Raw genomic sequence first — 23,979 nt, 5'->3', positions numbered from 1 at the left:
TATTTTTGACGGGATACGAATTAAATAACCTATGCTTATGGCCTGATGTCAAGCCGTTTCCCAGTCACTTCGCCGAAAATTTAGCGATGGTGGTTGACATTTCAGCAAAGCTCCGCTGAATTAATCCGCATAAGGGAAAAATTATTGAGGCTCTTGTTCCCTTGGGAGGAGAAAATCATGCTGTATGAACGCGGGGCGAAGGCCCTTCGCGGTGCGCGTGTTGCTGCGATCGCCGCTGCCACGGGGCTTGTCATGCTTGCCGGCGCCACGAGCGCTGCGGCGGATACGGTCGTCAAGTGGCTGCACCTGGAGCTCGATCCGAACTACATCGCCGTCTGGCGCAAGATCGCCGATCAATATGAAGCCCAGCATCCGGGCGTGAAGATCGAAATGCAGTTCCTGGCGAATGAAGCCTTCAAGGCCAAGCTGCCGACGCTGCTGCAATCGAACGACGCTCCCGATTTCTTCTTTAGTTGGGGCGGTGGTGTGTTGAAGCAGCAGCAGGCAACCGGCACGCTGATGGACCTGACCGCGGCGATGAACGCCAAGGATGGCGCCTGGGTGAAGAGCTATAATCCTGCGGCAGTGAAAGGCCTGACCTTCGACAATAAGATCAGTGCCGTGCCTTACAAGCTCGGCACCGTTTCCTTCTTCTATAACAAGGCCTTGTTCGCCAAGGCCGGCGTCGACGCCAATGCTATCAAGAGCTGGGACGACTATCTGGCCGCCGTCAAGAAGATCAAAGCGGCCGGTATCGTGCCGATCGCCGGCGGCGGCGGCGAGAAGTGGCCGATCCATTTCTATTGGAGCTATCTGGTGATGCGTGACGGCGGCCAGAAGGTTTTTTCCGCGGCCAAGAGCGGCGAGGGCAATGGCTTCAATGATCCGGCGATCATCAAGGCCGGCGAGCAGCTTGCCGAACTCGGCAAGCTCGAGCCGTTCCAGCCCGGCTATCTCGGCACCACCTGGCCGCAGGCGCTCGGCGTCTTCGGCGACGGCAAGGCTGCGATGATCCTTGGCTTCGAAAACACCGCCGCCAACCAGCGCACCAATGCCGGCGACGGCAAGGGTCTCGCCGACGACAATATCGGCCGCTTCGCCTTCCCGGCGATTACCGGTGGCGCCGGTCTTCCGACCGATACGCTCGGCGGTCTGAACGGCTGGGCCGTGACCAAGAAGGCCCCGCCTGAAACCCTCGATTTCCTGGCCTATCTGACCAATGCCGAGAACGAACGCACCATGGCGCAGGCCGGCATGATCATCCCGGTCGCCGTCGGCGCGGAAGACGGCGTCAAGAGCCCGTTGATGCACGCCTCGGCCGACCAACTGGCGCATTCGACCTGGCACCAGAACTTCTTCGACCAGGATCTCGGCCCCTCCGTCGGCCGCGTCGTCAACGACATCTCGGTCGGCATCGTCTCGGGCCAGATCGCACCGAAGGATGGCGCGCAGCAGGTCCAGGACGCCTTCGAGCAGGACCAGCTCTAGCACCATCCGGCGCCGGCCTCTCCCTTGTGCCGGCGCCGGTTTTTCTTTGAACTGCAATTGTCGAGACCGCCCATGACCGATGTCAGCGCAACGACCGCCATACCGACCATCGCCAGAGCGAAACCCGCAGCGCGTCGAAAATCGCCGGCCGCGCGCGGCCGCATGCCCGTCATCCTGCTGTTTCTGCCGCCGGCGCTGCTGCTTTTCACCATCTTCGTCATCCTGCCGATGGGAGAGGCCGCCTGGTACAGCCTTTACAAATGGAACGGCTACGGCCCGCCGACGGAATTCATAGGGCTGCGCAACTTCCAGGTTCTGTTCAAGAACGGCGCCTTCCTGACCTCGCTGAAGAACAATGCGCTGATCATCCTGGTCTCGATCGCCCTTCAGGTGCCGCTTGCCATATGGCTTGCGACGATGCTGGCAAACCGCATTCGCGGCGTCGTGCTCTACCGGCTGATCTTCTTCCTGCCCTATGTGCTGGCGGAAGTGGCCGCCGGCTTGATCTGGCGCTTCGTCTATGACGGAGACTACGGCCTGTTTGCCGCGATCTCGCATTTTCTCGGCACCGCCACCCCCTATGTGCTCGCCGATAAGGATCTGGCGATCTATGCGGTGCTGGCGGTGATCGTGTGGAAATATTTCGGCTTCCACATGATGCTGTTCATCGCCGGTCTGCAATCCCTCGACAAAAGCGTGCTGGAAGCCGCCGAAATCGACGGAGCCACCGGCTGGCAGAAATTCCGCTACGTCACCCTGCCGCTGCTCGGCTCGACACTGCGCCTGTCCGTCTTCTTCGCCGTCGTCGGCTCGCTGCAGCTTTTCGATCTGATCATGCCGCTCACCGGCGGCGGACCGTTCAACTCGACCCAGACGATGGTGACCTTCCTCTACAATTTCGGCGTCACCCGCATGCAGGTCGGCCTCGGCAGCGCCGTCGGCGTGGTGCTGTTCGTGATCTGCGTCACCCTCGCCTTCGGCTACAAACGGATATTTATGCGCAATGACTGATATGGCCTCATCCGTTCGCATGACCACCGGCACGAAGATCTATCTCTACGTGTCGCTGACCATCATCGCCGCCATCGTGCTGATTCCGCTGTTGACCACGGCGCTCGGCGGTTTCAAGTCGCTCGGCGATCTCCGAACCAATCCCTTCGGCCTGCCGGCCGAGTGGCATTTCGAGAACTATACCGGCATCCTCTTCGGCGATCGCTATTGGCGGCAGATGATGAATTCGCTGATCATCGCCACCCTGACCGTGTTCCTGACGGTCACAGTCTCGGCCATGGCAGCCTTCGCCTTTGCGCATGTGAAGTTCTTCGGCTCGAACTTCCTGCTGAATTATTTCCTGATCGGCCTGATGTTCCCGGCGGCGACCGCCATCCTGCCGCTGTTCATCCGCATCCGCGATCTCGGCCTGCTCAATACTTATTGGGGCGTGGTGCTGCCGCAGGTGGCTTTCGGCCTCGGTATGAGTATTCTTCTCTTTAGAAACTATTTTCGCAACCTTCCGGAAGAATTGTTCCAGGCGGCTTTCGTCGATGGTTGCGGCTATATCCGCTTCTTCTGGCATATCTCGCTGCCGCTCTCCCGGCCGATCGTCGCCACCGTCAGCATCATCTCCTTCGTCGGCAGTTGGAACAGCTATATCCTGCCGCTGATCATGCTGAATTCGGATTCGATCTATCCCTGGCCGCTCGGCATGATGGTCTATAGCGGCGAATTCGGCACGGAATGGGAACTGGTGCTCGCCTTCATCACGCTCACCATCATGCCCACCATCATCGTCTTCTTCCTGGCGCAGAAACACATCATCGCGGGTCTCACCGCCGGTGCCGTGAAATCCTGAGCCTAGAGCGGTTCAGCTTTTCACGGAAACTCTGAACCGCTCTATTTCTTTGTTTTCCAGCAATTCCGGACGGAAAACCGCTATGCACTTTTCCTGGAATTGCTCTCATCGGAGCAAACAACATGGCATCCGTCGAACTGCATAACATCCACAAGGCCTATGGGGCGCTTCCGGTCATCCACGATATCTCGCTGGCGATCGATGATGGCGAGTTCATCGCGCTTGTTGGTCCCTCCGGCTGCGGTAAGTCCACGCTGCTGCGGATGATCGCCGGGCTCGAGGAAATTACCGATGGTGACGTTTCGATCGGCGGGCAGGTGGTCAACAGCATGACGCCGCGCGAGCGCAACATCGCCATGGTCTTCCAGTCCTACGCGCTCTATCCGCACATGACGGTGGCCGAGAATATGGGCTTCAACCTGAAGCTCTCGGGCCAGCCCAAGCCGGTGATCGAGCAGCGGGTCAACGAGGCGGCGCGCATGCTCGACCTCACCAAGCTGCTCGACCGCAAGCCGGCGCAGCTCTCCGGCGGCCAGCGCCAGCGTGTCGCCATGGGCCGCGCCGTGGTGCGCAATCCCGCCGTCTTCCTGTTCGACGAGCCCTTGTCGAACCTCGACGCAAAACTGCGCGTGCAGATGCGCTCGGAGATCAAGGCACTGCATCAGAAGGTGCAGACCACGTCGATCTATGTCACCCACGACCAGATCGAAGCGATGACGCTCGCGGACCGCATCGTCGTGCTGAACCAAGGGCGGATCGAGCAGCAGGGGACGCCGATCGAGCTTTATCGCCAGCCGGCCAATCTCTTCGTCGCCGGCTTCATCGGCTCGCCTGCGATGAATTTTCTCGATGGCATGGTGAATGGTGTTGACGGCTCACCGTCGGTGCGGCTCACAGACGGCACGCAGGTTCGCATCGCAGGCGAGCGCAGAGTGAAGTCCGGTCAGAGCGTGAAGATCGGCCTACGGCCGGAACATCTCAGCCTGACGGGCAGCGGCTCGCCGCTCACCGGCCAGACCTTGCTGGTCGAACCGACGGGCGCGCAGACCCATGTGCTGTTCGATCTGGCCGGCGAGCAAGTGACGGCCGTCGTCGACGGTGAGGCTCCGGTTCGCTATGGCGAGCAATTGAAGGTCAACGTCAATGCCGATCAGGTCTATGTTTTCGACAGCGGAAGCGGGATGGCGCTTTAGACATCGACCGTGATGGCATCCACCCGATCCGGGTAGAAGGCCATGTAATCCTTGATCTGGCTGACGGCGGCGCGCGGATTTTCGTAGGTCCAGACCGCATTCACCGAGCGCTCGCCGCCGACGGGGATGCTGTAATAGGAGCAATCGCCCTTATAGGGACAGTAAGTGGCATGGTCGGTCCTCTTGAGCGCGGACATGTCGATATCTTTGCGCGGCACATAAATGACCGCGGGATAGGAGGCTTCCTTCAGGGACAGCGCCTCACGCGTATCGGCAATAACCTTGCCGGCGACGGAGACGGTGACATGGGCACGCTTGTTCTCGATCGTGATCGGATGATCGGGACCGGGAATCTTGACCAGCTTTTCGGACATTTTGCTTTCCTCAGCTTTGGTGAATGTTAAGGGAGTTTGGCTCTGCCGCAGCAAGAAACTCGCCTGACGATCTCAGCTCAAAAGCATATAGGAAGTGCCCCACCGATTATCAGGCCCTACGGCGCCCGCATTTTCGGTGCACCCCAGCGCAGGCCGTCCATCAGCAGGCGGACGAGGCGGCGGGAGCGGTCGTGCCATTCCAGTGAAGTGGGCATGGAATAGGTGCCGGACAGCGCATGCAGCACGTCGGTGCTGTCGACATCGGCGCGGATAGAGCCGTCGGCGACGGCCCGTTCGATCAGGCCGCGGAGCGCGATCGGCACCATGCCGTAGCTGTCGGCGAAGAGTTCGGAATTGCTGTTGAGCAGGATGCGCAGGCTGTCGGCCATGCCGCGCTTGGTGGCGATATAGCCGACGAAGCGGTGCATCCATTCCTCCAGCGCCTGATCCGGCGCACGCTCGCGCGAAAGCTCTTCGGCCGCGTTGCAGAGCACCTCGACCTCGTGGCGATAGACGACTTCGACCAGATGTTCGCGGGTCGGAAAATGGCGGTAGAGCGTTCCAACGCCGACACCGGCGCGCCGCGCAATGTCTTCGAGCGAGGCGGCGGTGCCGTGGCTGGCGAAGGCTTGCGCCGCGGCTTCGATGAGTTTGTCGCGATTGCGGCGTGCATCCGCACGCAGGGTTTTTGCGCCTGGCGGCGTTTCGTCCTTGAGCCCTGGCGATGGCTTCGAAGCCAATTTATGCTCCATGCGGATTGCGACTTGACGATACCAGACAAGTCTCTAAGTTAATAAACGGAGGCGCCTCCGTTTATTCTGGAGTACCGAAGGATTGTTACCGCATTAAGGGCTGGGACGCCATTGCCGTCTGATCGGAGGATTAGGGACGGCGAAAGCGCAGCCTCCCCTCGGGCGTCCCACCACAACCGCACGCGCCGGCGAAAGCGCTGTCGCCTGATTACCTGGCGCCGGTCGGGCCGACATCAAGAGCGGATGTCATGACCGGCAGATCCTGATGATTGCAAGATGATGACCCGAACAGGGAGTGACCTGATGACTATTGTCCATCTCGATATCAACGGACGCGAGCACGAGCTTTCGCTCGATCCGCGTGTCACGCTTCTCGATGCCCTTCGCGAGCATCTCTGTCTGACCGGCACCAAGAAAGGCTGCGACCAGGGCCAATGCGGCGCCTGCACCGTTCATGTCGACGGCGAGCGCGTGCTCTCCTGCCTGACGTTGGCCGCGCAGGTCGAAGGTCGTAAGGTGACGACGATCGAAGGGTTGGCGGCGGAAAACGGCGATCTGCACCCGGTCCAGGCCGCTTTTCTGGAGCATGACGCCTTCCAGTGCGGTTATTGCACGCCGGGACAGATCATGTCCGCCGTTGCCTGCATCCGCGAGGGCCATGCCGGCTCGGATGACGAAATCCGCGAATATATGGCCGGCAATCTCTGTCGTTGCGGCGCCTATCCGCACATCGTCGCCGCCGTGCGCGAAGCAGCGGAGGCCAGCCGATGAAAGCGTTTTCCTATCTCCGCGCCGGCTCCGTCGATGAAGCCCGGCAAGCCGCGGCCTCTTCCGCCACCATGCTGCTCGCCGGCGGCACGACGCTGCTCGACCTTGCCAAATGCGGCGTTGCTGAACCAGAGAGAGTGGTGGATATCAGCCATCTTGCCGGCCTCGATGCCATCTCTCTCACCGATCGGAGTGTAATGATCGGTGCACTCGCCAAGATGAGCCGGGTCGCCGACGATACCAACATCAAGGCGCAGTTCCCGGCCGTTTCGCAGGCACTGTCGCTCGCGGCCTCGGCGCAGATCCGCAACATGGCGACGATCGGCGGCAATCTGATGCAGCGCACGCGCTGCCCCTATTTCCGCGATCCGGCGACCTTTCCGGCTTGCAACAAGCGCGCGCCCGGTTCCGGCTGCTCGGCAATCGGCGGCGTCACGCGCAATCATGCCGTTCTCGGCACCAGCGAGGCCTGTATCGCTACCAATCCTGGCGATCTCGCGGTCGCTCTGGTGGCCTTCGATGCGGTCGTGCATCTCGGCGGCCGTCAGGTCGCGGTCGACGATTTCTTCCTTTTGCCGGGAACGACACCCGAGCGGGAACATGCGATCGAGCCGGGCGAGATGATCACGGCGATCACCATTCCGACATCCGCGGCCGCACGCCGTTCGACCTACCTCAAGGTGCGCGACCGGCAGTCCTATGAGTTCGCCGCCGCCAGCGCCGCGGTCGGGCTCGAACTGGAGGCGGACGGCCGGACGATCCGTGATATCAGGGTGGCACTCGGCGGTGTCGCCACCAAACCGTGGCGCGCCCGCGCCGTCGAAGAAGCATTGAAGGGGCAGGTGCTCGATGCCGCGGCTGTGAAGCGTGCCAGCCTGCTCGCTGTCCAAGGTGCCGTCTACCACGGTGCCAATCATTACAAGATTACGCTTGCGCCGCGTGTCGTCGAGCGTGCCATCCTGACGATGGGAGAATTGGCATGACCATCATGGAAACCAGAAAACACAGCGCCGCCGACGGCGCGCTCGGCGGACGACTGTCGCGCCTTGACGGAACGGCGAAGATCAAGGGCGAGGCCGACTATGCCGTCGAGCACGATCTTGAGGGTCTGACCCATGCGGTGATGGTGCAAAGCACGATCGCCGCCGGCCGCATCATCGGCATGGATATATCGGCGGCGGAGAAAGCACCGGGCGTGCTGCTGGTGCTGACGCCGGATATGATGCCGGACCTGAACTCGCCGACCACCTGGCTCGACACCCCTGGTCCGGAAGGCCCGTATCGGGCGCTTGTCACGGACATTACCTATAGCGGCCAGCATGTCGCCGTCGTCGTTGCTGAAACTTTTGAGCAGGCGACAGCGGCGGCGGCACTGGTCAAGGTCACCTATGAGGAGGCTCCGGCGATCTTTGGTCTTGAAGATTCGACGGGCGGCGAGGGTTTTCCGATCGATCCGATGACAAGGGAATGGGGCGATGCCGCAGCCGCCCTGGCCGCAGCTCCGGTCAAGATCGAGGCGGAATACAAGACGCCGCGCGAATACAATGTGCCGATCGAGCCGCATGGGCTGATTGCCAAGTGGGATGGTGACATGCTGACCCTCTGGGAGCCGAGCCAGTGGATCGACGGCATGGCGCGCACCTATGCCGAATGGTTCGGTATTCCCTTCGAGAATGTGCGGATGATCTCGCCCTATATCGGCGGCGGCTTCGGCTCCAAGGCGCTGGCCTTGCCGCATGGGGCTGTTGGTGTCATGGCGGCGAAGCTGCTCGGCCGTCCGGTGAAGCTGGTCATCACCCGGCCGCAGACCTTCACATCTTTCGGCGGTCGGCCCGGCACGCGGCAGACGATCGCGCTTGGCGCGACCAAGGACGGCAAGCTTCTCTCCATCGTTCACAGGAGCGCCAACGAGACTTCGGTGGGCGACGTGGCGGTCGAGCCGTTGGGTGTCGTAACCTCGATCATGTATGCGACGCCCAATCTCTCGTCGCGGCAGAACATCGTGGCGGTGAACACCGTAAAGCCCGGCGCATTGCGCGCGCCCGGCGAAAATCCCAGCGCCTGGGGCATCGAAAGCGCCATCGACGAGCTCGCCTACCAACTCGGCATGGACCCGCTGGAAATCCGGCTGAAGAACTATGCCGAGCGGGATCAGGAAGCGGACAAGCCCTGGTCGACAAGGCAATTGCGCGAGGCTTTCGAGGCCGGTGCCAGGGCTTTCGGCTGGGCGAAGCGCTCGCATGCGCCGCGCTCCATGCGGGACGGCAAGCATCTGATCGGCTGGGGGGTGGGCGCCGGCACCTATCCGGTGCGCCGCACGCCGGGCGAAGCGCTGGTGCGCATCCTCGCCGACGGCTCGGCGGAGGTGGCGAGCAGCGGCATCGACATGGGGCAGGGTACCTATACGATCCTGGCGCAGACGGCGGCCGAAACGCTCGGCATTCCGATCGAACAGATCCGCGTCAAGCTCGGCGATTCCGCCCTGCCACGCGCACCCGTCGCGGGCGGTTCGCAGCTTGCAAACCTGATGACCGGCGCCGTCTACAAGGCGGCGGTCGCGGCCCGTGAAGAGCTGGTGGGTCTGGCGATCAACGATCCCAACTCGCCGTTCCGAGATCTGCAGGCCAATACGCTGATCGTTTCGGAAGGCCGCATTCTGCCGCCACGCGACGGCGGCAATGGCATCGCTATTGCCGATCTGTTGCGGCAGATCGGCCGCGACAAGATCGAGGTGCTGCGCAATACCCTGCCGGAAGACAAGCAGAACAAGGCGGATCATTACCGCAACTTCTCGACCATCGCGACCATGCTGTCGCCGACGGAGGGCGACTATTCGATGCATAGCTGGTGCGCGCACTTCATCGAAGTGCGTGTCGACGAGGATTTCGGCACCGTGCGCGTCTCACGCGTTGTTTCGGCACTCGATTCCGGCCGGCTCTACAATCCGAAACTCGCCGAAAGCCAGTGGAAGGGCGGCATCATCATGGGCATCGGCCAGGCGCTGCTTGAAGAGGGCATTGTCGATGAGCGCTACGCGCGCGTCATCAACAACAACCTCGGCGACTATCTCGTGCCGACCAATGCCGATATTCCCGACATCGAAGTGATTTCCGTCGGCATCCCCGATCCGCATGCCTCCGTGCTCGGCGGCAAAGCGGTCGGCGAACTGGGGATCGTCGGCGTTGCGCCGGCGATTGCCAATGCGGTTTTCCACGCGACGGGCAAACGGATACGCGATCTGCCGATTACGTTGGAGAAACTGCTGTAATTTTTGAGGGATTTGGGGATGGTCGGGCAAACGTGGTTTCGCCGCGCTCGCCTGCCCGGCCACTCACCCTAGCCCTTTCCCGTATTGCGGAGAGCGGGGACGATGGAGCTGGCAGGATAGATCTTCCAGCAACGAAAAAGACGCCGGTAAAAAGCGTGTCATGTCCGCAGCTTGTTTTTGACAGCCGATGATTGCTGTCTCTAGATTGGTTTCCGACTACGGGAGGCCGGTCCGGAGGTTGGCTGGCTGTGAGGAACAGGGCGGAGCATCATGAGCCAGTATGATATTCTCGATCAGCGCTTCAAGGCGCTGATCAATGGTTCTGCGAAATTGGAGCAGCTTTGGACGGGCGGGCGTTGGACCGAGGGACCCGTCTATGTGCCGGCCGCGCGTCATGTCGTGTGGTCCGATATACCGAACGACCGAATCCTGCGTTATGACGAGGTGACGGGCGCAGCCGGCGTCTTTGAGAGCCCGGTTGGTTATCACAATGGCCATACGCTCGATTTCGAGGGCCGGATCGTCGCCTGCGAGCACGGCCGCCGCAGTGTCAGCCGGCTTGATCATGACGGCGTTTGGCGGTCGCTCGCCGAACATTTCGACGGCAAACGGCTGAATTCGCCGAACGACGTCGTCGTGAAGTCGGATGGCTCGGTCTGGTTCACCGATCCGACCTATGGGATCGACAGTGATTATGAGGGCTTTGCCGCACCATCGGAAATCAACGCATCGAATGTCTACCGCATCGATCCGGCGGACGGAACGGTGACGCTGGTCGCCAGCGACCGCGTCAAGCCGAACGGCCTTGCCTTTTCGCCGGATGAAAGCGTGCTCTACGTCTCCGATACCGGTGGTTCGCATGTGCCCGGCCTGCCGCCGACAATCACGGCCTATTCCGTCAATCCGGACAGGCGCAGTCTCAGCGAGGGGCGGGTCTTCGCCACCTGCGAAGTCGGCATGTTCGACGGTTTCCGGGTCGATCGCCATGGCAACATCTTTGCCTCCAGCGGCGATTCCGTCCGGGTTTACGCGCCGGATGGCACATTGATCGGCCGCATTCTCGTTCCCGAAGTCATATCGAACCTCTGCTTCGGCGGCCCGAAGCGCAACCGGCTTTACATCACCGCCACGAGCTCGCTCTATGCGATTTATGTGAATAGCGGACCTGCTGAGCCGGCTAATCGTTTGCGTTAAGTGGAGTCTCGATTCGAATTTTTTGCCGCACTGCTTTGTTGGAAATGTTCGACGGCGCCATCCATTTCAACCCAATGGTGTTTCGACTGCTCGAAAACCGATATAACGGGAGCCGGGAATTTGGGATCTGCCAGCGCGCCGACGGCAACGCCGATCAGCGACGGTAGTCTGTCGGCCTTCCAATAGACGGTTGAGCCGCAGTTCGGACAGAAGTAGGTGTGGACCTTCCCGCCGCTTGCCGCATCGCGGCTGAACTCTTTTGGAGTTCCGGAAATGGCGACGGCATCGGCGGCATAAAAGGCGCCGACGCTAAACGGCGCGCCGGTCCTGCGTTGGCAGTCAAGACAATGACAGGCGACAACCAATTTCGATGGTTCTGAAAGCGTCAGCGTGAGAGCGCCGCAACTGCATCGGGCATCAGCCATTGGAACATCCTCCGTTTTCTGAAGCGGGATCGTGTGGAGATTTCAAACCAGCGCTGCGACGCCCTCCCGCTGCGCATCGTTCAGCATGCATCCGAGGCTGGTTCCAATTTCCAGCCGCGAATCAAAACTTCGCTGTTCGGGGAATCTCGGTCGTGCCGCTATAGTTGCGGCATCAGGGCCTACCGGAATGACCGGTGCCTGCGCCTGGGCCTCGCTCCGGTCCCTGGTCGAAGGCGTTGAAGGGGCGGGCTTCGCTTTGCGGCGACGGCACGTCGAGATAGGTCATGATATTATCGACGTGGCTGACCTGCGAGCGCAGGCTGTCCAGCGACTTGCCGGTAAGATTGGTGCCGGCCGGCAACTGGGCGGTCAGCGGGTTTTCGTAGCGGCCGTTGACGCGCAGTTCGTAGTAGAGATGCGGACCGGTGGAATAGCCGGTCGAGCCGACATAGGCGATGACTTGGCCCTGGGTAACGCGCTCGCCGACATGCAGGTCCGACGGCGTCGAGGAAATGTGGGCATAGGTCGTCTCGTAGCCGCCGTCGTGGCGGATGCGGACATATTTGCCGTAGCCCGTTTCCCAGGAAATCTTTTCGACGGTGCCGTCGCCGGCTGCCATGATCGGGCTGCCCATCGGCGCGCGGAAATCGACGCCGTTGTGGAATTTCCGGACGCCGAGGATCGGATGAATGCGCCAGGCAAATCCGTCACCGAGCGTGCCGTTGGGCACGGGACGATGGGTCAGCACCTTGGCGACGGAGTGGCCACCCTCGTCGTAGAATTCTGAGGCGCCGTCGCCGCCGTCCTTGTGCAGATAGAAGCGATGCGTGTCGCCATCGGTGTGGAACTCGATGAACATCAGTTCGCTTTTGCCATTGTCCGCCTTGCGGAACAGCAGATCGACGCTGTCGGGCGCATCGTCGCCACCGGTTAGTGAAACGCCGTTCGCCTTGGCGAGCTTCAAGAGCTGATCGACGCTTTCATCGGAAAGCCCCGCCTTCTTCAGCTTGGCGCTGATCGTCGACCGATCGTTGCTGTCGATGCCCTTGAGGTCGACGGCAGCCACGTCCGAAGAGGACGGCGTGTCGGCCTGGCTCTCGCTATAGAGCGTGGAAAACAGCCGGTCATCGGTAAGAGGCACGAAGCCGTCGGCATCGTCGCGCGCCACAATGCGCTCGGGTGTCTTCTCGCCGCTGAGGCGAGCCATGATCAGCTTCGGCTGCGCATCGGCGGTCTTTTTCTCCAGCAGCAGTTCCAGGCTGTCGCCGGGCGAAACCGTATCGGTTTCCAAGGCACGCTGCAGCTCGTCGCCAGCATCTACACCAAGACCGGCGGAGGCGAGGATATCCTGCAGGTCCTGCCGGTCCTTGGGCATGGAAACCAGCCTCTTGAACTCGCGGCCTGCCTCGCCCGTGGTCGCCCTCGACACGCTGACATTCAACGGCACGCCGCGAACCGGGAAGCGCGAGCGGCGGACCGCGTCGTAGCGATTGACATGCGGATAGATGCCCTGGCGGATATCCGCGAGCGACGGTGGCGAAAACAGAGCGTTCTCAGTCCGTGTATCGCCGTCATAGGCCGCATTGATGGCCGCGGCATCACTGTCTGCGGGCTCGGTAACCTCGGCTTTGAAGACCAGTGTCGTGCGGTGATAGGTGAAGATACGGGTTTCGCCGCTCGAGGTCTTTTCCGCCACCTGCGCAAAACGGGCGCCGTCGAAACGCTGTTTCGTGGCAAGCCGGTCGCTCTTGTGCAACGCCGGCTGCGATTGGACGAGCTGGGCTGTGTGAATCGGAACGGCCTGCTCGATCGTATGGCGGGCAAGCAGCGGGTAGAGAACGGTCGCGAGAAGGCCGCAGGAGGCGGTGCCGGCAAGACCGATGGCGATCAGGTGGCGAAGATGGGCGGATCGGGGCAGAAAGGGAATATGAAATTCGTGATGCGGCCGCGCCTGAATCGCAGCCTCTGCAGGAAATTGGACGCGCAATGGACTTTCGACCATGAATTGAGGAACCCTGCAGACTGCGGTGGGCCCAAACTAGGGCAAATCATGTCAAAATCTGGGCAAATATTACGTATCTGTTAATTACCGTGATCTTCCAGGTTCGCAGATTCTCGCATCACGGGTGATTCGTCAACCGAAGATGGTGTCGTACAGCAGCTTGAAATTCAGCGCCAGGATGACGCCCGCAACCAGCCAGGAGAGAACGGCAACGCTCCTTGGGATGGTGAATCTGCCCATTTTTCTGCGATCTGTGACGAATTGGACAAGCGGAATGACCGCGAAGGGCAGTTGCATGGACAAAATGACCTGGCTCAGAACGAGCAAATCGGCAGTGCCTTTTTCACCATAAAATGCAGTAACAAAAACAACCGGAATAATTGCGAGGCCACGCGTCAAAAGCCGTCTGGCCCAGTGTGGAATACGCAGGCGGAGGAAGCCTTCCATGACGATCTGGCCGGCGAGCGTCGCCGTCACGGTGGAATTAAGGCCGGAGGCGAGAAGTGCGACGGCAAACAGTGTCGAGGCGATCCCAAGGCCGAGCAGCGGCGACAGCAACTGGAAGGCCTGGCCGATTTCGGCGACATCCGAATGCCCGCTATTGTGGAAGGCGACGGCGGCGACGATCAGGATCGAAGCGTTGACGAAAAGCGCCAGCATTAAGGCGATCGTGCTGTCGGTGGTCGCCCATTTGATCGCATCGCGGCGGCCTTCATCCGTGCGCTTATAGGCGCGCGTCTGCACGATCGAGGAATGCAGGTAGAGGTTATGCGGCATGACGGTCGCGCCGATGATGCCCATGGCGATGTAGAGCATCTCGTGATTGGTGACGATCTCGGGCGACGGGATGAAACCATTGAGGATAGCGGCGACCGGAGGAGCGGCGGCGGCGATCTGGATGGCGAAGCAGACGGCGATGACAATGAGGAGCGCGATGACGAAGGCCTCCAGGAAGCGGAAGCCCCTATTCATCAGAAGCAGCAGCAGGAAGGCGTCGAGCGCGGTGATCAGCGCGCCGCCGATCAATGGGATACCGAAGAGCAATTGCAGCGCGATCGCCGTGCCGATGACCTCGGCGAGATCGCAGGCGATGATGGCGAGTTCGCAGGCAAACCACAGGGCCAGATTGACCGGTCTCGAATAGTGGTCGCGACAAGCCTGCGCCAGATCGCGGCCGGTGACGATGCCGAGCCGGGCTGCAAGTGCTTGCAGCAGGATCGCCATCAGATTGGACAGCATGATGACCGCTAGTAGCGTGTAGCCGAATTGCGCACCACCAGCGAGGTCGGTCGCCCAGTTTCCTGGGTCCATATAACCGACGGAGACCATATAGCCCGGCCCGAGGAAGGCGATCAGCCGCCGGACCCAGGTGCCGGCGTGCGGAACATGAATCGTTGCATTGACTTCCGGAAGGCTCAGCCGCGCCTCTTCATCTGGGCGGGCAAATTTCCACGCTTGCGGCGCGGCTGCTTCCTGAATCTGCGTCATGCGGGGCTCCGGGATCGAATTACGATGTGACTAAAGAAATATGCTGGATATCAACATTATGCAATAGGCTATATTTTATAGTTGCGGCGTTGTGATGGCGATGATGGCGCGTCGCAAAAATCATCATCCGCTTTCAAGATTGAAGCTCGTGCTATAAAGATCAAAGCGAGTTTATTCGTGCGTCCAGGGAGCCAAACGCATTGCCAGCCAGAAAACCGCCGATCCATCGCGACGAACCGCTGCCGGATGCCGAGACGCATTCGGAGGGTTTTCGGCATACGCGGGAGGCCACCCGTGGCGCTCTGGTCGAAGATTATGTCGAGCTGATCGCCGATCTCATCGATGATGGCAACGAGGCCCGGCAGGTGGATATCGCGGCAAGGCTTGGCGTGTCACAGCCGACGGTCGCCAAGATGCTGGCACGTCTTTGCGAAGACGGGCTGGTATCGCGGCGGCCCTATCGCGGCGTTTTCCTGACGGAGGCGGGCAATAAGATCGCCCAGAACATCCGTGCCCGCCATCAGACGGTCGAAGCGTTCTTGCGCTGGATTGGCGTTAGCCCCGAGACGGCGCGGATCGACGCCGAGGGCATGGAACATCATGTCAGCGCCGAAACGCTGAAAGCGTTCCGTCGCACCATGCAGCGCGACGGATAAGTCAGCGGGGTCGCGTACCCTATTCCGCCGCGTCGTCGTGTCTGGAAATGGAATCGCGCACCACGCCGTATTGACTGCCCCAGCGGTCGGTCATCTCGGCGCGGATATCCCAGAGATCGGGGAATAAGCGATGGCGAGCGCCGGCCTGTAACAGTTCGACCGGCCGGCCCTTGAGGGATTTCGAGCCGAGCCCGATCGAGCGCTGGATCAGATAGATGTGGTTGGCGCGAAATTTCTGGAACAATTCGTCGTACTCGGCCAATGCCTCGGCGACGACATAGCTGTCGCCATGATCATATTTGCCGTCATAGACATCCTCGACCGTAAGCCCCAGTGCGTCGAGATAATGGGCCTTGAAGGCCCGCCAGAGATCCGGCGGTATGCGCAGCAGGAATTTGAAGCCGGGCGATTCCTGGCCGCTGCCATTGCCGAGCTGCAGGCGGATCTGCTGATATTCCTTCGGGGACATGGTTTCGAGCAGATCGAGCTGCGCCGTCATCATCCGCATCAGCCGATGCACGCGGCCCATCAGCGTCACCACGCGATGAGTGTTGTTTTCCTCGATGAAGGCGATCACGTCGACCAGCGTATAGGCGATGAGCTTCATCCAGAGCTCTTCCACCTGATGGACGATCTGGAACTGCAGCTCGTCGCCGTTGACCATCCCGTTTAGTGGCTTCTGGCAGGCGAGCAGCTTGTCGCATTGCAGATAAACGCCATAGTCGCGCATGTCTGGCGCCTCGATCCGCGCGTAATAGTCTTGCTTCTGCATCTTCGTTCCCTTTGTCCCGGCCTTTGCCGCTGGCATATTTGCCCTTTTGGAAGGATACGAAATTTTCCCTTGAACATTGTTCCTAATTGTCTTCTAAAATTGCCAATCAGGAGTACGATCAACCTTATGAAAGGCAATGGAGGGAACGCTGGACTTGGACGCGCTCGACCATAAGATCGTCTCTGCCCTGGAGGCCAATGCCCGCATCTCCTTTGCCGCGCTCGCCGATCTGGTCGGTCTCAGCAAGACGCCGTGCTGGAAACGGGTGAAGGCGCTGGAAGAGGCCGGTGTGATCCGCGGTTACCGGACGATCCTCGATCCGGCACAGCTCGGCTTTGGCCTGGAAGCCTTCGTGCAAGTGTCGATCGACGTCGAGCGCTTCGATGCCTTCGAAGCCGCGGTGCGCCGCCACCCGCTGATCTGGCGCTGCCATGCGACGACGGGGGAGGCCGACTATCTCCTGCACATATTGGCCGCCGACATGGCCGCCCTCGATCGGCTGCTGCGTCAGGAACTGAACCGGCTGCCGGGCGTGCGGCATACGGTAACGTCGATGTCGACACGAGAGATCAAGTCGGACATCTCGTTTGCCGACGCCGCGCGACATATTGGCGGTAGCCGCTAGGCTGCGGAAAGGCCGGCTGATCCGGTAGCGATAGTTATACTGTTGGCGGGCTAATGAGCGTTACCGATTTGAAGTAGGTCTGGAAACGCTTGGTGTCGCGCGTCAGTACGGAGAGGCCGCTGACGGTCGCATGAGAGCCGATGAAGAAATCCGGCAGAACGCCTGTGCGCGTTCCACCAGCTTTTCGATATTGGTCAAAAACCTTGCCAGCAAGGAAAAGTGCCGCTCGTGGAATCGATATGATGCTGACGCCAGTCCCGACAAGCATCTCATCGAGATCTTCAATGCGCTGGTAGCGAACGGATATTTCGGCGTAAACGACGTCGTTGATGTAGAGAGGACCCACGAGCGATGCTTTGTCGAGCTCGCCGATGGACCAGTCATACCAAATCGGATCGTCGGTAATAATATCCAGAAGTATGTTGGAATCGACGAAGATCACATCAATCGTCGCCACGCGTCAGTGCCATAATCTCGTCAGTGCTCAGGCCTTTTCCGGCATGTCCTCGAAATTTGGCAAAACGGCTGATTTGTCTGCCGGTTTCCACCGGGACAAGGACAATGCTGCCATCGGCAGCTCGGCGAAAATCGATCTGGCTTCCGGGGCCGATGCCGAGCTTGTCGCGAACGGCTTTTGGAATCGTGACCTGTCCTTTTGCAGTTACGGTCGTACTCATGGGAATCCCGGTAATGATTGCTAAAATAGAGGTATTACTTTTAACCGCGACTTTCAAGACAGGCCGGTTTCGGCGAGCTTATGGGTATCCAAACATCGGCTTCTCGCACCCCCAACAAACTTAAGGCCCGGAAGCCCGGGCCTTGTCCTCCGAATCCACCAAAGCAACGGCGAGCCGTTACATCTTGCTCATGCCCTTCTCGGCATTTTCCATGTGGGTCACACAATTTTTCATCTTGTGCGCCTTCATGGCGTCTTTTGCCATAGTCACCTGTTTGGTGGCGGCTGTCTTTTTCGTCTGGTCGGTCATTGCATCCACTTTGGTCTGCAAGGCCATAATGGAAGCATCGTCACATTTCACCGTGGCTGCGGCATAAACGGGCATGGTGCTCGCCGCTGCAAGCACGGCCGCGATCAAAATCGATCTCAGCATGTGCATTTCCTCCGAAAGGGCATAATTGCCCTTTGCGAGAACGTACCTGCACGCATAAGTGTTCCGGCCTGAAGCGACCTGCGACAAATTGAAACATGCTAAAGTAATGCCTTCAAATTCCGGCATACCATTCGTAGCCGCGATCTTCCCAGAAGCCACCTTTGCCGCCCCAGAGATCGTTGAATTTGTCGCGGATTTCGATGCGCATGACATATTTGGCGTGCTTGTAGCCGAGCTGGCGCTCGACGCGCAGACGCAGCGGCGCGCCGTGGGCGACTTCGAGATCCTTGCCGTTCATCGAATAGGCGAGGATCGTCTGCGGATGAAAGGCGTCGATCAGGTCGAGGCTCTCGTAGTAGCGGCCGCTGCCGTCGAGCGTCTGCTCTAATTCGTCGGCGCAATAGAACACCGCATAACGCGCGCCCGGCTTCAGCCCGGCGCTCTGCAGAATGAGGCCAAGCGGCACGCCGGTCCATTTGCCGATGGCGCTCCAGCCTTCCACGCAGTCGTGCCGGGTGATCTGCGTGCGCGACGGCAGTTTCTTCAGGTCGGCCAGCGAAAACTCCATCGGCTGGTTGACCATGCCGTCGATCTTTAGCTTCCAGGTGGAGAAGCCGTTTTCCACCATTGCGGCATAATCCGCAGTGCCGGGATTATCCGTGCCGTTCGAGCGGAAGGTCGGCGAGAGGTCCTTTTCGGTATATTCGCGGGCAAGCGTCTGCGGCGGGACGAGAAGGCGTTGTGTGCCCATGGTCAGACCTTCGGCCAGCGCGAGAACCTTCTGGACGTTCTGGTTCTCGGTGACGTCGTCGCAGCCGGTAAGGCCGATAGCGCCGAGGCTGGCGACAGAGCCGATGAGGAAGCCGCGGCGGCTGACGATCTTGCTCATGCGTCCTCTCCTTCCCTACGGATGGCGTAGCGGCCGGTCACCATGGAACGCATATTGTTCCAGAGACCGGACAGGATGACCATCGCCACATGGACCAGGACGAACAGAACGATCGTCCAGGCGGTGATGAAATGAATGCCGCGCGCCGTCTGCCGCCCGCCGAAGATATCGAGCAGGAACGGGTAGCCGGCATCGATGCCGGGCGACATGGTGAGCCCGGTCGCCAGCATCAGCGGCAGCAGGATGAAGATGACGATCAGGTAGCTGAGCTTTTGCAATGCATTGTAGCGCTTTGCCTTCTCGCCTTTCGGGAAGCGCAGGCGGGCGTGCTCAATGATTTCATGCCAGAGATTGCGCGGCGAGACCTCGGCACCCGAGGGCGCCAAGTCGCGGCGGAAATGGCCGGCAATGAAGCCATAGAGCAGATAGATCAGGCCGTTGAAGACGAAGAGCCAGGCAAAGAAGAAATGCCAGCGCCGGCCGGCGGCCAAGTCCTGGTAGCTCGGGATCGTTGCCCAGGCGGGAAAAGCGCGTTCGGTCCATTCGCCATCCTCTTTCGAGGCGCCGAGAACGCCGGTCGTCGGGATCGTCAGGCCGCCGATGCGGAAGGTGCCGTAGGGCTGGTTGTCGCCATCGGTGGCCGATATCTGCAGCCAGGATGGATCGGCATTGGCGCCGTACTGCCCCCAGTAAAGGGCAGGATGGGCGTTGAAAATCTGCATGCCGCTCATCAGCAGCAGCGAAAGACAGAGCACATTCAGCCAGTGCGTCAGGCGGGTAACGATCGAATGCCGGCGAATGTAGATCGTCCGGGGAGGCGCAGGTGGTGCACCGGTCGTATCGATGTCGGCCATGGCTAGGCTCCTCTCGAAATCTTCAATGAACCCTTTGGAAACCCTGGCTGCAGAGTACCACAAATCCACCGGGAAAGTGGCGGCGCCCCATCAGCGAGGGAACTGAATCTGGAGCGCCGCATGGCAGGCTACGGCGGGGGCGGGTGCCGATTGGCCTGCAGGCTTCCCTTGGGCGGGAAGGGAAGATCACATCGGCGGAACAGTGCCGTTGACGCCGACGGCAACGAGATTGGTGGAAACGATGCCGTCACCTGTGGTTTGGCCGGTGATGAAGACACCGGCGCCTGCCTTCAGATCGTCCTTGGTGGCCGAGGTGAAGGTCACGACCGGAGTTCCGTCCGGAATGTTGATTTTCTTCTCGCCGCCCTTATAGGTCAGGGTGAGCGTCGGGCCATTGACCGACTTGACGGCATTGGCGACCGTGGCATTGGTCATCGAGCTGTTCGGCTTCGAATCCCAGGGGCGGTCGCCTTCGCCGGTGCCCTTCATCGAGGCGGGGAAGATCACGACTTCGATGGCGCCGGCAACGCCGCTGGCGGTTGGCTCATTGGCGATGCCGACGAAATCGCCGGGCTTGATATTGGCGGCTGAGGCCTTGGTGACGCCGGCGACGGCCCAGCCGGATTTCAGCATGACGGCGATGTCCTTGCCGTCGCGGGACTTGACGTTGAGGGTGTCGCCATCGAGGCTTTCGATCGTGCCGCGTACGCGGACGGGGTCGGCGGCATTGGCGCCCTGTAGCGCGGCGAGCGTTACGACAGCGCCGGTGGCCAGTGCCAATATGCCCTTCGTCAGATGCTTGCGATCCATGAATAGTCTCCTTTGATCTACCTACTAATCGGTAGGTTTTTTCGACAGAGCGGCCAAGGTCGGCCAACAGAATTCCTTGCATGAGAGAACCGGAGGAAGTCATCTCGATTGCAACGAAGGCGATCCTATCTACCACTCGGTAGCTCCGCCAATCAAACAAGCGTGAGAGCCGCGTTATCGGTCCACATCACGAAAATCTGAATAATTTCAATGGAGAGTGGCCAGCCGATCGAACAGCGGTTCGACGATGGTGGCAAAGACTGACGGGTCGCCATAGGCTCGCGCCGAGAGCATGGCGCCATGCACGGTTGCCATGAAGGACAGAGCTTCCCCCGCTGCCGGGCGCGGCAAAATAAGACGGCCTTCGGCCGCCCCTTTTTCCATCACGGCGGCAAGCCAACTCGAGAGATCCCGGAAATGCCCTCGCACTTCGGCGGCAACATCGGCCGGCAGCACCGGCAGTTCGGCGGCAAGCATGGCGCAGATGCAGAAGGGTGCGGTATTGTCTCGGATGCATGCTTCCCAGAAGCCCGTATAGGCGCGAAGGCGTGCAACGGGATCGGCAATATTGGCGTCGACCCCGGCGAGACCCTGCCGAGCCTCTTCCCGATAACGCGCCACGACGGTCCTGACGAGATCGGCCTTGGTCGGAAAATGGTGATGAATGCTGGCTTTGCGAATGCCGACCTCTGCCGAAATATCAGCGAAGCTGAAGCTGTTATAGCCGCCCGCGATGATCAGGCCGCGTGCCGATTGGACGATCTCGTCCGCTTTGGTCGAAATATTGCTCATTCACTTTGCCTACCTATTGGTAGGGTGTCTGTCAAGTCCGAGCCAAAACTCCGATCAATTCGGGGATTGAGGTTGAAATTTTGCAGTTTGGCGCAATGTTTAAGCGCAAAAAAGCTGGTTGCCTCAAAATCCCCTTCCTGTCACGTTATGGCTAGGACACGAAAGATTGGAGAACCGAAATGATCGCGATTCGTCCACTTTTGATCGGCCTTACCCTCATCCTTGCGTTGGTGCTGATTGCGCTCAGCATTTTGCTGGTCAATCCCGTAAAGCCCATCCATCAATCCGACAACCTTATCCCGATGCAGACCGAGCCCGCCCAGCGCCAGTAGCGGCTAAGCAATTCCAGGAAAAGTGCGAAGCGGTTTTCCGTCTGGAATGCGTAGAAACAAAGGGATAGAGCGGAAAGCGATTCCGTGAAATGCTTTCCGGTCTACGGTTTCAGCTTGACGGCGTGAAGCGCGCCACCAGCGTATGACGATCGCCGGGATAGGTGAGGCGGACATGTGTGATCGGTCCGAGGTTGCTCCAGGTGCGCCGTTCGATGACGAGGCAGGCGGTGCCTTTGGCAATGTCGAGGCTCGTGGCGGCCTCGCCCTCGGCGGGGATGGCGCGGATCTGGTGCTCGGCCGTGCTCCATGGCACCTGATTGATCAGCCACGGTCCCGGCGGCAATGCGTCGAAATCGACCTGAGCCGCCTCCGGTACGGCGTCGAGATTGATGACGCGGTCTTCCAGACAGAAAGGCCGGCGGCCGGCGTAGTGAATGCAGGTGATGTCCAGCACCGAGACCGCGCCGGCAAATTGCAGCCGCCGCGCATCCTCGGGACGACCCTTGCGCTTGGCGCGTTTCACGATCTTATGGGAGTAGGGCAGGTTCAGCGACAGGATTTCCGACTTGATGTCGTGGATTTCCAACACTGCCGATTGCGCCTGTGGCTGAGTGACGAAACTCCCTGAGCGCTTCCGCCGCTCGATCAATCCGGCCCGGGCAAGCTGCGTCAGCGCCTTGTTCACCGTCATGCGCGAACAGTCATATTGTTCGGCCAGGGCAAGTTCGAAGGGAATCCGATGGCCGGGCGGCCAATCGCCGGAAACGATCCGGCTCTCGATATCGTTCAGGATACGCTGATGGAGCGTCGCCTCTTTACCTGTGGTCATGCCGCCGACCGCTTCCTCGTGAGACCTGGGTAATCGTCACTTTGTTTATTTAGGATTTCATTGTCGCGAGGAAAAATTCTTTTTCAACCGATTAGTTCGCTCATCACAGCGCGGAATCGAGCGGAGATTGCTTCCCGTCTGTTGTGCCGCCCGCCTTCGACCTGTTTGCGGCCCTGCGCCCAGACGCTGTCGACGGCAACGCCGCCGGCAAACATCCACTGATCCAGGATTTGATCGCCGGAGAGATAGGGAACGGCGCTGACATCGAGGGAAACCACATCGGCGTAACGGCCGATGGCGAGCCCGGCCGGCGCCTTCAATGCCACACCGCCGCCGGCGATTGCGTGATCGAACAGTGCGCGCGCCGTCGAGCCGCCCGATGAAGCGATGACATTGCGGGCCCGCAGCGCCAGGCGCTGCGAATATTCCAACTGCCGCAGCTCTTCCGGAACGGAAATCAGGATATTGGAATCCGAGCCGATGCCATAGCGGCCGCCTTCCTCCAGAAACAGCGGTGCCGGAAAGGTGCCGTCGCCGAGATTGGCTTCCGTCACCGGGCAGAGGCCGGCGATCGCACCGCTTTTCGCCATCCGCCGGGTTTCGTCATCGGTCATGTGGGTGGCGTGGATTAGGCACCAGCGCCCGTCGACCGGGGCGTGATCGAGCAGCCATTCGACCGGTCGCGCGCCGGACCAGGCAATGCAATCCTCGACTTCCTTCACCTGCTCGGCGACGTGGATATGGATCGGTCCGTCGCCGGCGAGCGGCACGAGTTTTGCCAGCTCCTCGGGCGTTACTGCCCGCAGGCTGTGCGGGGCAAGGCCGAGTTCGGCACCCGGCACCCGATCAACGATCGTCCGGCAGCCGGCCATCAGGGCCTCGAATCGATCGAGCGAATTGATGAAGCGTCGCTGGCCGTCGATGGGGGCTGCGCCGCCGAAGCCGGAATGGGCGTAGAAGACCGGCAGCAGCGTCAACCCAATGCCGGTTTCAGTGCTTGCCGCGCCGATGCGCTCGGCAAGCTCGGCAATGTTGGCATAGGGGCTGCCGTCCTTGTCGTGATGCAGATAATGGAACTCGCCGACCCGGGAAAAACCGGCTTCCAGCATTTCCATGTAGAGCTGCGCGGCCACCGCCTCGACATGATCGGGGGTCATCGAGAGCGCGAACTTGTACATGACGGTCCGCCAGCTCCAGAAGCTGTCGTTCGCCGGGCCTCGGACTTCGGCAAGGCCGGCCATGGCGCGCTGAAAGGCATGGCTGTGGAGGTTGGGCATGGCAGGAACCAGAACGTCGTGCCGCTCGTCACCGGCCTCTGCCGCAACATCAGCCTCGATGCCGGCAATGCGGCCATCCTCCAGAGTCAGTCGGACATTTTCCCGCCAGCCATCCTGAAGCAGTGCCGAACGTGCATGGAGTTTCGTCATGACCTAGCTCTTTCCTTTTGGATACCGAGTCCAAAATCCCTCTTGTCAGTTCTTTTAATATGTATATACATTATGAGCCC

26 protein-coding genes are annotated in these 23,979 nt (G+C 60.4%); 11 read left to right on the top strand and 15 right to left on the bottom strand.

Annotation, left to right across the window (positions count from 1 at the left end):
- The first annotated feature begins 177 nt into the window (after window positions 1-177).
- From N2601_RS16270 to N2601_RS16255, 4 genes are all read left to right on the top strand, one after another.
- Window positions 178-1,488 (top strand): ABC transporter substrate-binding protein, encoded by a 1,311-nt coding sequence (locus N2601_RS16270; protein WP_260303201.1) that lies wholly within the window; start codon window positions 178-180, stop codon window positions 1,486-1,488.
- Between the two features lie 72 nt (window positions 1,489-1,560).
- Window positions 1,561-2,499 carry a carbohydrate ABC transporter permease gene (locus N2601_RS16265; protein WP_104824766.1) on the top strand — a complete coding sequence of 313 codons (939 nt, stop codon included), beginning with the start codon at window positions 1,561-1,563 and terminating at the stop codon, window positions 2,497-2,499.
- Window positions 2,492-3,340, top strand: coding sequence for a carbohydrate ABC transporter permease (locus N2601_RS16260; protein ID WP_104824765.1), 849 nt, complete (start codon window positions 2,492-2,494; stop codon window positions 3,338-3,340). Before N2601_RS16265 ends, N2601_RS16260 begins: the two co-directional genes overlap by 8 nt.
- Window positions 3,341-3,462: 122 nt before the next feature.
- A complete protein-coding gene (locus N2601_RS16255; RefSeq protein WP_260303200.1) occupies window positions 3,463-4,533 on the top strand; it encodes an ABC transporter ATP-binding protein in 1,071 nt (356 codons plus the stop codon).
- Here N2601_RS16255 and N2601_RS16250 read toward each other — a convergent pair.
- Window positions 4,530-4,907, bottom strand: a complete 378-nt coding sequence (locus N2601_RS16250) for a DUF427 domain-containing protein (protein ID WP_260303199.1) — start codon at window positions 4,905-4,907, stop codon at window positions 4,530-4,532. The genes N2601_RS16255 and N2601_RS16250 overlap by 4 nt on opposite strands.
- A gap of 116 nt (window positions 4,908-5,023) precedes the next feature.
- On the bottom strand, window positions 5,024-5,659 hold the full coding sequence (locus N2601_RS16245) for an SbtR family transcriptional regulator (protein ID WP_104824763.1): 636 nt from the start codon (window positions 5,657-5,659) through the stop codon (window positions 5,024-5,026).
- Window positions 5,660-5,962: 303 nt separating this feature from the next.
- On the opposite strand from N2601_RS16245, the gene N2601_RS16240 reads away from it, so the two are divergent.
- The 4 genes from N2601_RS16240 (at window position 5,963) to N2601_RS16225 (ending at window position 10,889) form a co-directional block, all read left to right on the top strand.
- Window positions 5,963-6,430 (top strand): (2Fe-2S)-binding protein, encoded by a 468-nt coding sequence (locus tag N2601_RS16240; protein WP_199773499.1) that lies wholly within the window; start codon window positions 5,963-5,965, stop codon window positions 6,428-6,430.
- Window positions 6,427-7,410, top strand: coding sequence for an FAD binding domain-containing protein (locus N2601_RS16235; RefSeq protein WP_104824762.1), 984 nt, complete (start codon window positions 6,427-6,429; stop codon window positions 7,408-7,410). The genes N2601_RS16240 and N2601_RS16235 overlap by 4 nt, the downstream gene beginning before the upstream one ends.
- Complete coding sequence (locus tag N2601_RS16230) at window positions 7,407-9,695, top strand: xanthine dehydrogenase family protein molybdopterin-binding subunit (protein WP_104824761.1); 2,289 nt, start codon at window positions 7,407-7,409, stop codon at window positions 9,693-9,695. Before N2601_RS16235 ends, N2601_RS16230 begins: the two co-directional genes overlap by 4 nt.
- Window positions 9,696-9,965: 270 nt before the next feature.
- Window positions 9,966-10,889: an SMP-30/gluconolactonase/LRE family protein gene (locus N2601_RS16225; protein WP_104824760.1), complete on the top strand. Its 924-nt coding sequence runs from the start codon at window positions 9,966-9,968 to the stop codon at window positions 10,887-10,889.
- On the opposite strand, the gene N2601_RS16220 is transcribed toward N2601_RS16225, so the two are convergent.
- From N2601_RS16220 to N2601_RS16210, 3 genes are all read right to left on the bottom strand, one after another.
- Window positions 10,886-11,314: a GFA family protein gene (locus tag N2601_RS16220; protein ID WP_104824759.1), complete on the bottom strand. Its 429-nt coding sequence runs from the start codon at window positions 11,312-11,314 to the stop codon at window positions 10,886-10,888. The genes N2601_RS16225 and N2601_RS16220 overlap by 4 nt on opposite strands.
- A gap of 172 nt (window positions 11,315-11,486) precedes the next feature.
- Window positions 11,487-13,316, bottom strand: coding sequence for a M23 family metallopeptidase (locus tag N2601_RS16215; protein ID WP_104824758.1), 1,830 nt, complete (start codon window positions 13,314-13,316; stop codon window positions 11,487-11,489).
- 132 nt (window positions 13,317-13,448) lie between these two features.
- The gene (locus N2601_RS16210) at window positions 13,449-14,804 is read right to left on the bottom strand and encodes an Nramp family divalent metal transporter (protein WP_104824757.1); all 1,356 of its coding nucleotides are present in this window, start codon (window positions 14,802-14,804) and stop codon (window positions 13,449-13,451) included.
- Between the two features lie 200 nt (window positions 14,805-15,004).
- Between N2601_RS16210 and mntR the strand changes: the two genes are divergently transcribed.
- Window positions 15,005-15,460 (top strand): manganese-binding transcriptional regulator MntR, encoded by a 456-nt coding sequence (mntR, locus tag N2601_RS16205; protein WP_104824756.1) that lies wholly within the window; start codon window positions 15,005-15,007, stop codon window positions 15,458-15,460.
- A 19-nt stretch (window positions 15,461-15,479) separates the two neighbouring features.
- Here mntR and N2601_RS16200 read toward each other — a convergent pair whose 3' ends face one another.
- Entirely contained in the window at window positions 15,480-16,232 is a 753-nt protein-coding gene (locus N2601_RS16200) for a tryptophan 2,3-dioxygenase family protein (RefSeq protein ID WP_104825262.1), read from the bottom strand.
- Window positions 16,233-16,368: 136 nt separating this feature from the next.
- On the opposite strand from N2601_RS16200, the gene N2601_RS16195 reads away from it, so the two are divergent.
- Entirely contained in the window at window positions 16,369-16,857 is a 489-nt protein-coding gene (locus N2601_RS16195; protein ID WP_104824755.1) for an Lrp/AsnC family transcriptional regulator, read from the top strand.
- Between the two features lie 34 nt (window positions 16,858-16,891).
- Here the strand turns inward: N2601_RS16195 and N2601_RS16190 are convergent, their stop codons facing one another.
- From N2601_RS16190 to N2601_RS16160, 7 genes are all read right to left on the bottom strand, one after another.
- Entirely contained in the window at window positions 16,892-17,299 is a 408-nt protein-coding gene (locus N2601_RS16190; RefSeq protein ID WP_104825261.1) for a type II toxin-antitoxin system VapC family toxin, read from the bottom strand.
- Window position 17,300: 1 nt separating this feature from the next.
- Entirely contained in the window at window positions 17,301-17,534 is a 234-nt protein-coding gene (locus tag N2601_RS16185; protein WP_104824754.1) for an AbrB/MazE/SpoVT family DNA-binding domain-containing protein, read from the bottom strand.
- Window positions 17,535-17,711: 177 nt separating this feature from the next.
- Entirely contained in the window at window positions 17,712-17,966 is a 255-nt protein-coding gene (locus N2601_RS16180; RefSeq protein ID WP_104824753.1) for a hypothetical protein, read from the bottom strand.
- A 112-nt stretch (window positions 17,967-18,078) separates the two neighbouring features.
- Window positions 18,079-18,855 carry a molybdopterin-binding protein gene (locus tag N2601_RS16175; protein WP_104824752.1) on the bottom strand — a complete coding sequence of 259 codons (777 nt, stop codon included), beginning with the start codon at window positions 18,853-18,855 and terminating at the stop codon, window positions 18,079-18,081.
- Window positions 18,852-19,709, bottom strand: coding sequence for a cytochrome b/b6 domain-containing protein (locus N2601_RS16170; protein WP_104824751.1), 858 nt, complete (start codon window positions 19,707-19,709; stop codon window positions 18,852-18,854). The genes N2601_RS16175 and N2601_RS16170 overlap by 4 nt, the downstream gene beginning before the upstream one ends.
- A 186-nt stretch (window positions 19,710-19,895) precedes the next feature.
- Entirely contained in the window at window positions 19,896-20,519 is a 624-nt protein-coding gene (locus tag N2601_RS16165) for a hypothetical protein (protein WP_104824750.1), read from the bottom strand.
- 207 nt (window positions 20,520-20,726) lie between these two features.
- A complete protein-coding gene (locus N2601_RS16160) occupies window positions 20,727-21,311 on the bottom strand; it encodes a TetR/AcrR family transcriptional regulator (RefSeq protein ID WP_104824749.1) in 585 nt (194 codons plus the stop codon).
- Window positions 21,312-21,490: 179 nt separating this feature from the next.
- Between N2601_RS16160 and N2601_RS16155 the strand changes: the two genes are divergently transcribed.
- On the top strand, window positions 21,491-21,643 hold the full coding sequence (locus tag N2601_RS16155; RefSeq protein ID WP_158704499.1) for a hypothetical protein: 153 nt from the start codon (window positions 21,491-21,493) through the stop codon (window positions 21,641-21,643).
- Between the two features lie 109 nt (window positions 21,644-21,752).
- Here N2601_RS16155 and hutC read toward each other — a convergent pair whose 3' ends face one another.
- Both hutC and N2601_RS16145 read right to left on the bottom strand, forming a co-directional pair.
- The gene (hutC, locus tag N2601_RS16150; RefSeq protein WP_104824748.1) at window positions 21,753-22,472 is read right to left on the bottom strand and encodes a histidine utilization repressor; all 720 of its coding nucleotides are present in this window, start codon (window positions 22,470-22,472) and stop codon (window positions 21,753-21,755) included.
- 83 nt (window positions 22,473-22,555) lie between these two features.
- A complete protein-coding gene (locus tag N2601_RS16145; protein WP_104824747.1) occupies window positions 22,556-23,899 on the bottom strand; it encodes a formimidoylglutamate deiminase in 1,344 nt (447 codons plus the stop codon).
- Window positions 23,900-23,979 lie beyond the last annotated feature (80 nt).

It is taken from the genome of Rhizobium sp. CB3060, from assembly GCF_025200735.1.
Taxonomy (GTDB): domain Bacteria; phylum Pseudomonadota; class Alphaproteobacteria; order Rhizobiales; family Rhizobiaceae; genus Rhizobium.
This window is presented reverse-complemented; position numbering and strand designations above follow the sequence as displayed.

What these genes read in the sequence shown, in the direction of transcription:
- N2601_RS16270 (WP_260303201.1), top strand. Translation starts at nt 178, where the DNA reads ATGCTGTATGAACGCGGGGCGAAGGCCCTTCGCGGTGCGCGTGTTGCT.
- N2601_RS16265 (WP_104824766.1), top strand. Translation starts at nt 1,561, where the DNA reads ATGACCGATGTCAGCGCAACGACCGCCATACCGACCATCGCCAGAGCG.
- N2601_RS16260 (WP_104824765.1), top strand. Translation starts at nt 2,492, where the DNA reads ATGACTGATATGGCCTCATCCGTTCGCATGACCACCGGCACGAAGATC.
- N2601_RS16255 (WP_260303200.1), top strand. Translation starts at nt 3,463, where the DNA reads ATGGCATCCGTCGAACTGCATAACATCCACAAGGCCTATGGGGCGCTT.
- N2601_RS16250 (WP_260303199.1), bottom strand. Translation starts at nt 4,907, where the DNA reads ATGTCCGAAAAGCTGGTCAAGATTCCCGGTCCCGATCATCCGATCACG.
- N2601_RS16245 (WP_104824763.1), bottom strand. Translation starts at nt 5,659, where the DNA reads ATGGAGCATAAATTGGCTTCGAAGCCATCGCCAGGGCTCAAGGACGAA.
- N2601_RS16240 (WP_199773499.1), top strand. Translation starts at nt 5,963, where the DNA reads ATGACTATTGTCCATCTCGATATCAACGGACGCGAGCACGAGCTTTCG.
- N2601_RS16235 (WP_104824762.1), top strand. Translation starts at nt 6,427, where the DNA reads ATGAAAGCGTTTTCCTATCTCCGCGCCGGCTCCGTCGATGAAGCCCGG.
- N2601_RS16230 (WP_104824761.1), top strand. Translation starts at nt 7,407, where the DNA reads ATGACCATCATGGAAACCAGAAAACACAGCGCCGCCGACGGCGCGCTC.
- N2601_RS16225 (WP_104824760.1), top strand. Translation starts at nt 9,966, where the DNA reads ATGAGCCAGTATGATATTCTCGATCAGCGCTTCAAGGCGCTGATCAAT.
- N2601_RS16220 (WP_104824759.1), bottom strand. Translation starts at nt 11,314, where the DNA reads ATGGCTGATGCCCGATGCAGTTGCGGCGCTCTCACGCTGACGCTTTCA.
- N2601_RS16215 (WP_104824758.1), bottom strand. Translation starts at nt 13,316, where the DNA reads ATGGTCGAAAGTCCATTGCGCGTCCAATTTCCTGCAGAGGCTGCGATT.
- N2601_RS16210 (WP_104824757.1), bottom strand. Translation starts at nt 14,804, where the DNA reads ATGACGCAGATTCAGGAAGCAGCCGCGCCGCAAGCGTGGAAATTTGCC.
- N2601_RS16200 (WP_104825262.1), bottom strand. Translation starts at nt 16,232, where the DNA reads ATGCAGAAGCAAGACTATTACGCGCGGATCGAGGCGCCAGACATGCGC.
- N2601_RS16195 (WP_104824755.1), top strand. Translation starts at nt 16,369, where the DNA reads ATGGAGGGAACGCTGGACTTGGACGCGCTCGACCATAAGATCGTCTCT.
- N2601_RS16185 (WP_104824754.1), bottom strand. Translation starts at nt 17,534, where the DNA reads ATGAGTACGACCGTAACTGCAAAAGGACAGGTCACGATTCCAAAAGCC.
- N2601_RS16180 (WP_104824753.1), bottom strand. Translation starts at nt 17,966, where the DNA reads ATGCTGAGATCGATTTTGATCGCGGCCGTGCTTGCAGCGGCGAGCACC.
- N2601_RS16175 (WP_104824752.1), bottom strand. Translation starts at nt 18,855, where the DNA reads ATGAGCAAGATCGTCAGCCGCCGCGGCTTCCTCATCGGCTCTGTCGCC.
- N2601_RS16170 (WP_104824751.1), bottom strand. Translation starts at nt 19,709, where the DNA reads ATGGCCGACATCGATACGACCGGTGCACCACCTGCGCCTCCCCGGACG.
- N2601_RS16165 (WP_104824750.1), bottom strand. Translation starts at nt 20,519, where the DNA reads ATGGATCGCAAGCATCTGACGAAGGGCATATTGGCACTGGCCACCGGC.
- N2601_RS16160 (WP_104824749.1), bottom strand. Translation starts at nt 21,311, where the DNA reads ATGAGCAATATTTCGACCAAAGCGGACGAGATCGTCCAATCGGCACGC.
- N2601_RS16155 (WP_158704499.1), top strand. Translation starts at nt 21,491, where the DNA reads ATGATCGCGATTCGTCCACTTTTGATCGGCCTTACCCTCATCCTTGCG.
- hutC (WP_104824748.1), bottom strand. Translation starts at nt 22,472, where the DNA reads ATGACCACAGGTAAAGAGGCGACGCTCCATCAGCGTATCCTGAACGAT.
- N2601_RS16145 (WP_104824747.1), bottom strand. Translation starts at nt 23,899, where the DNA reads ATGACGAAACTCCATGCACGTTCGGCACTGCTTCAGGATGGCTGGCGG.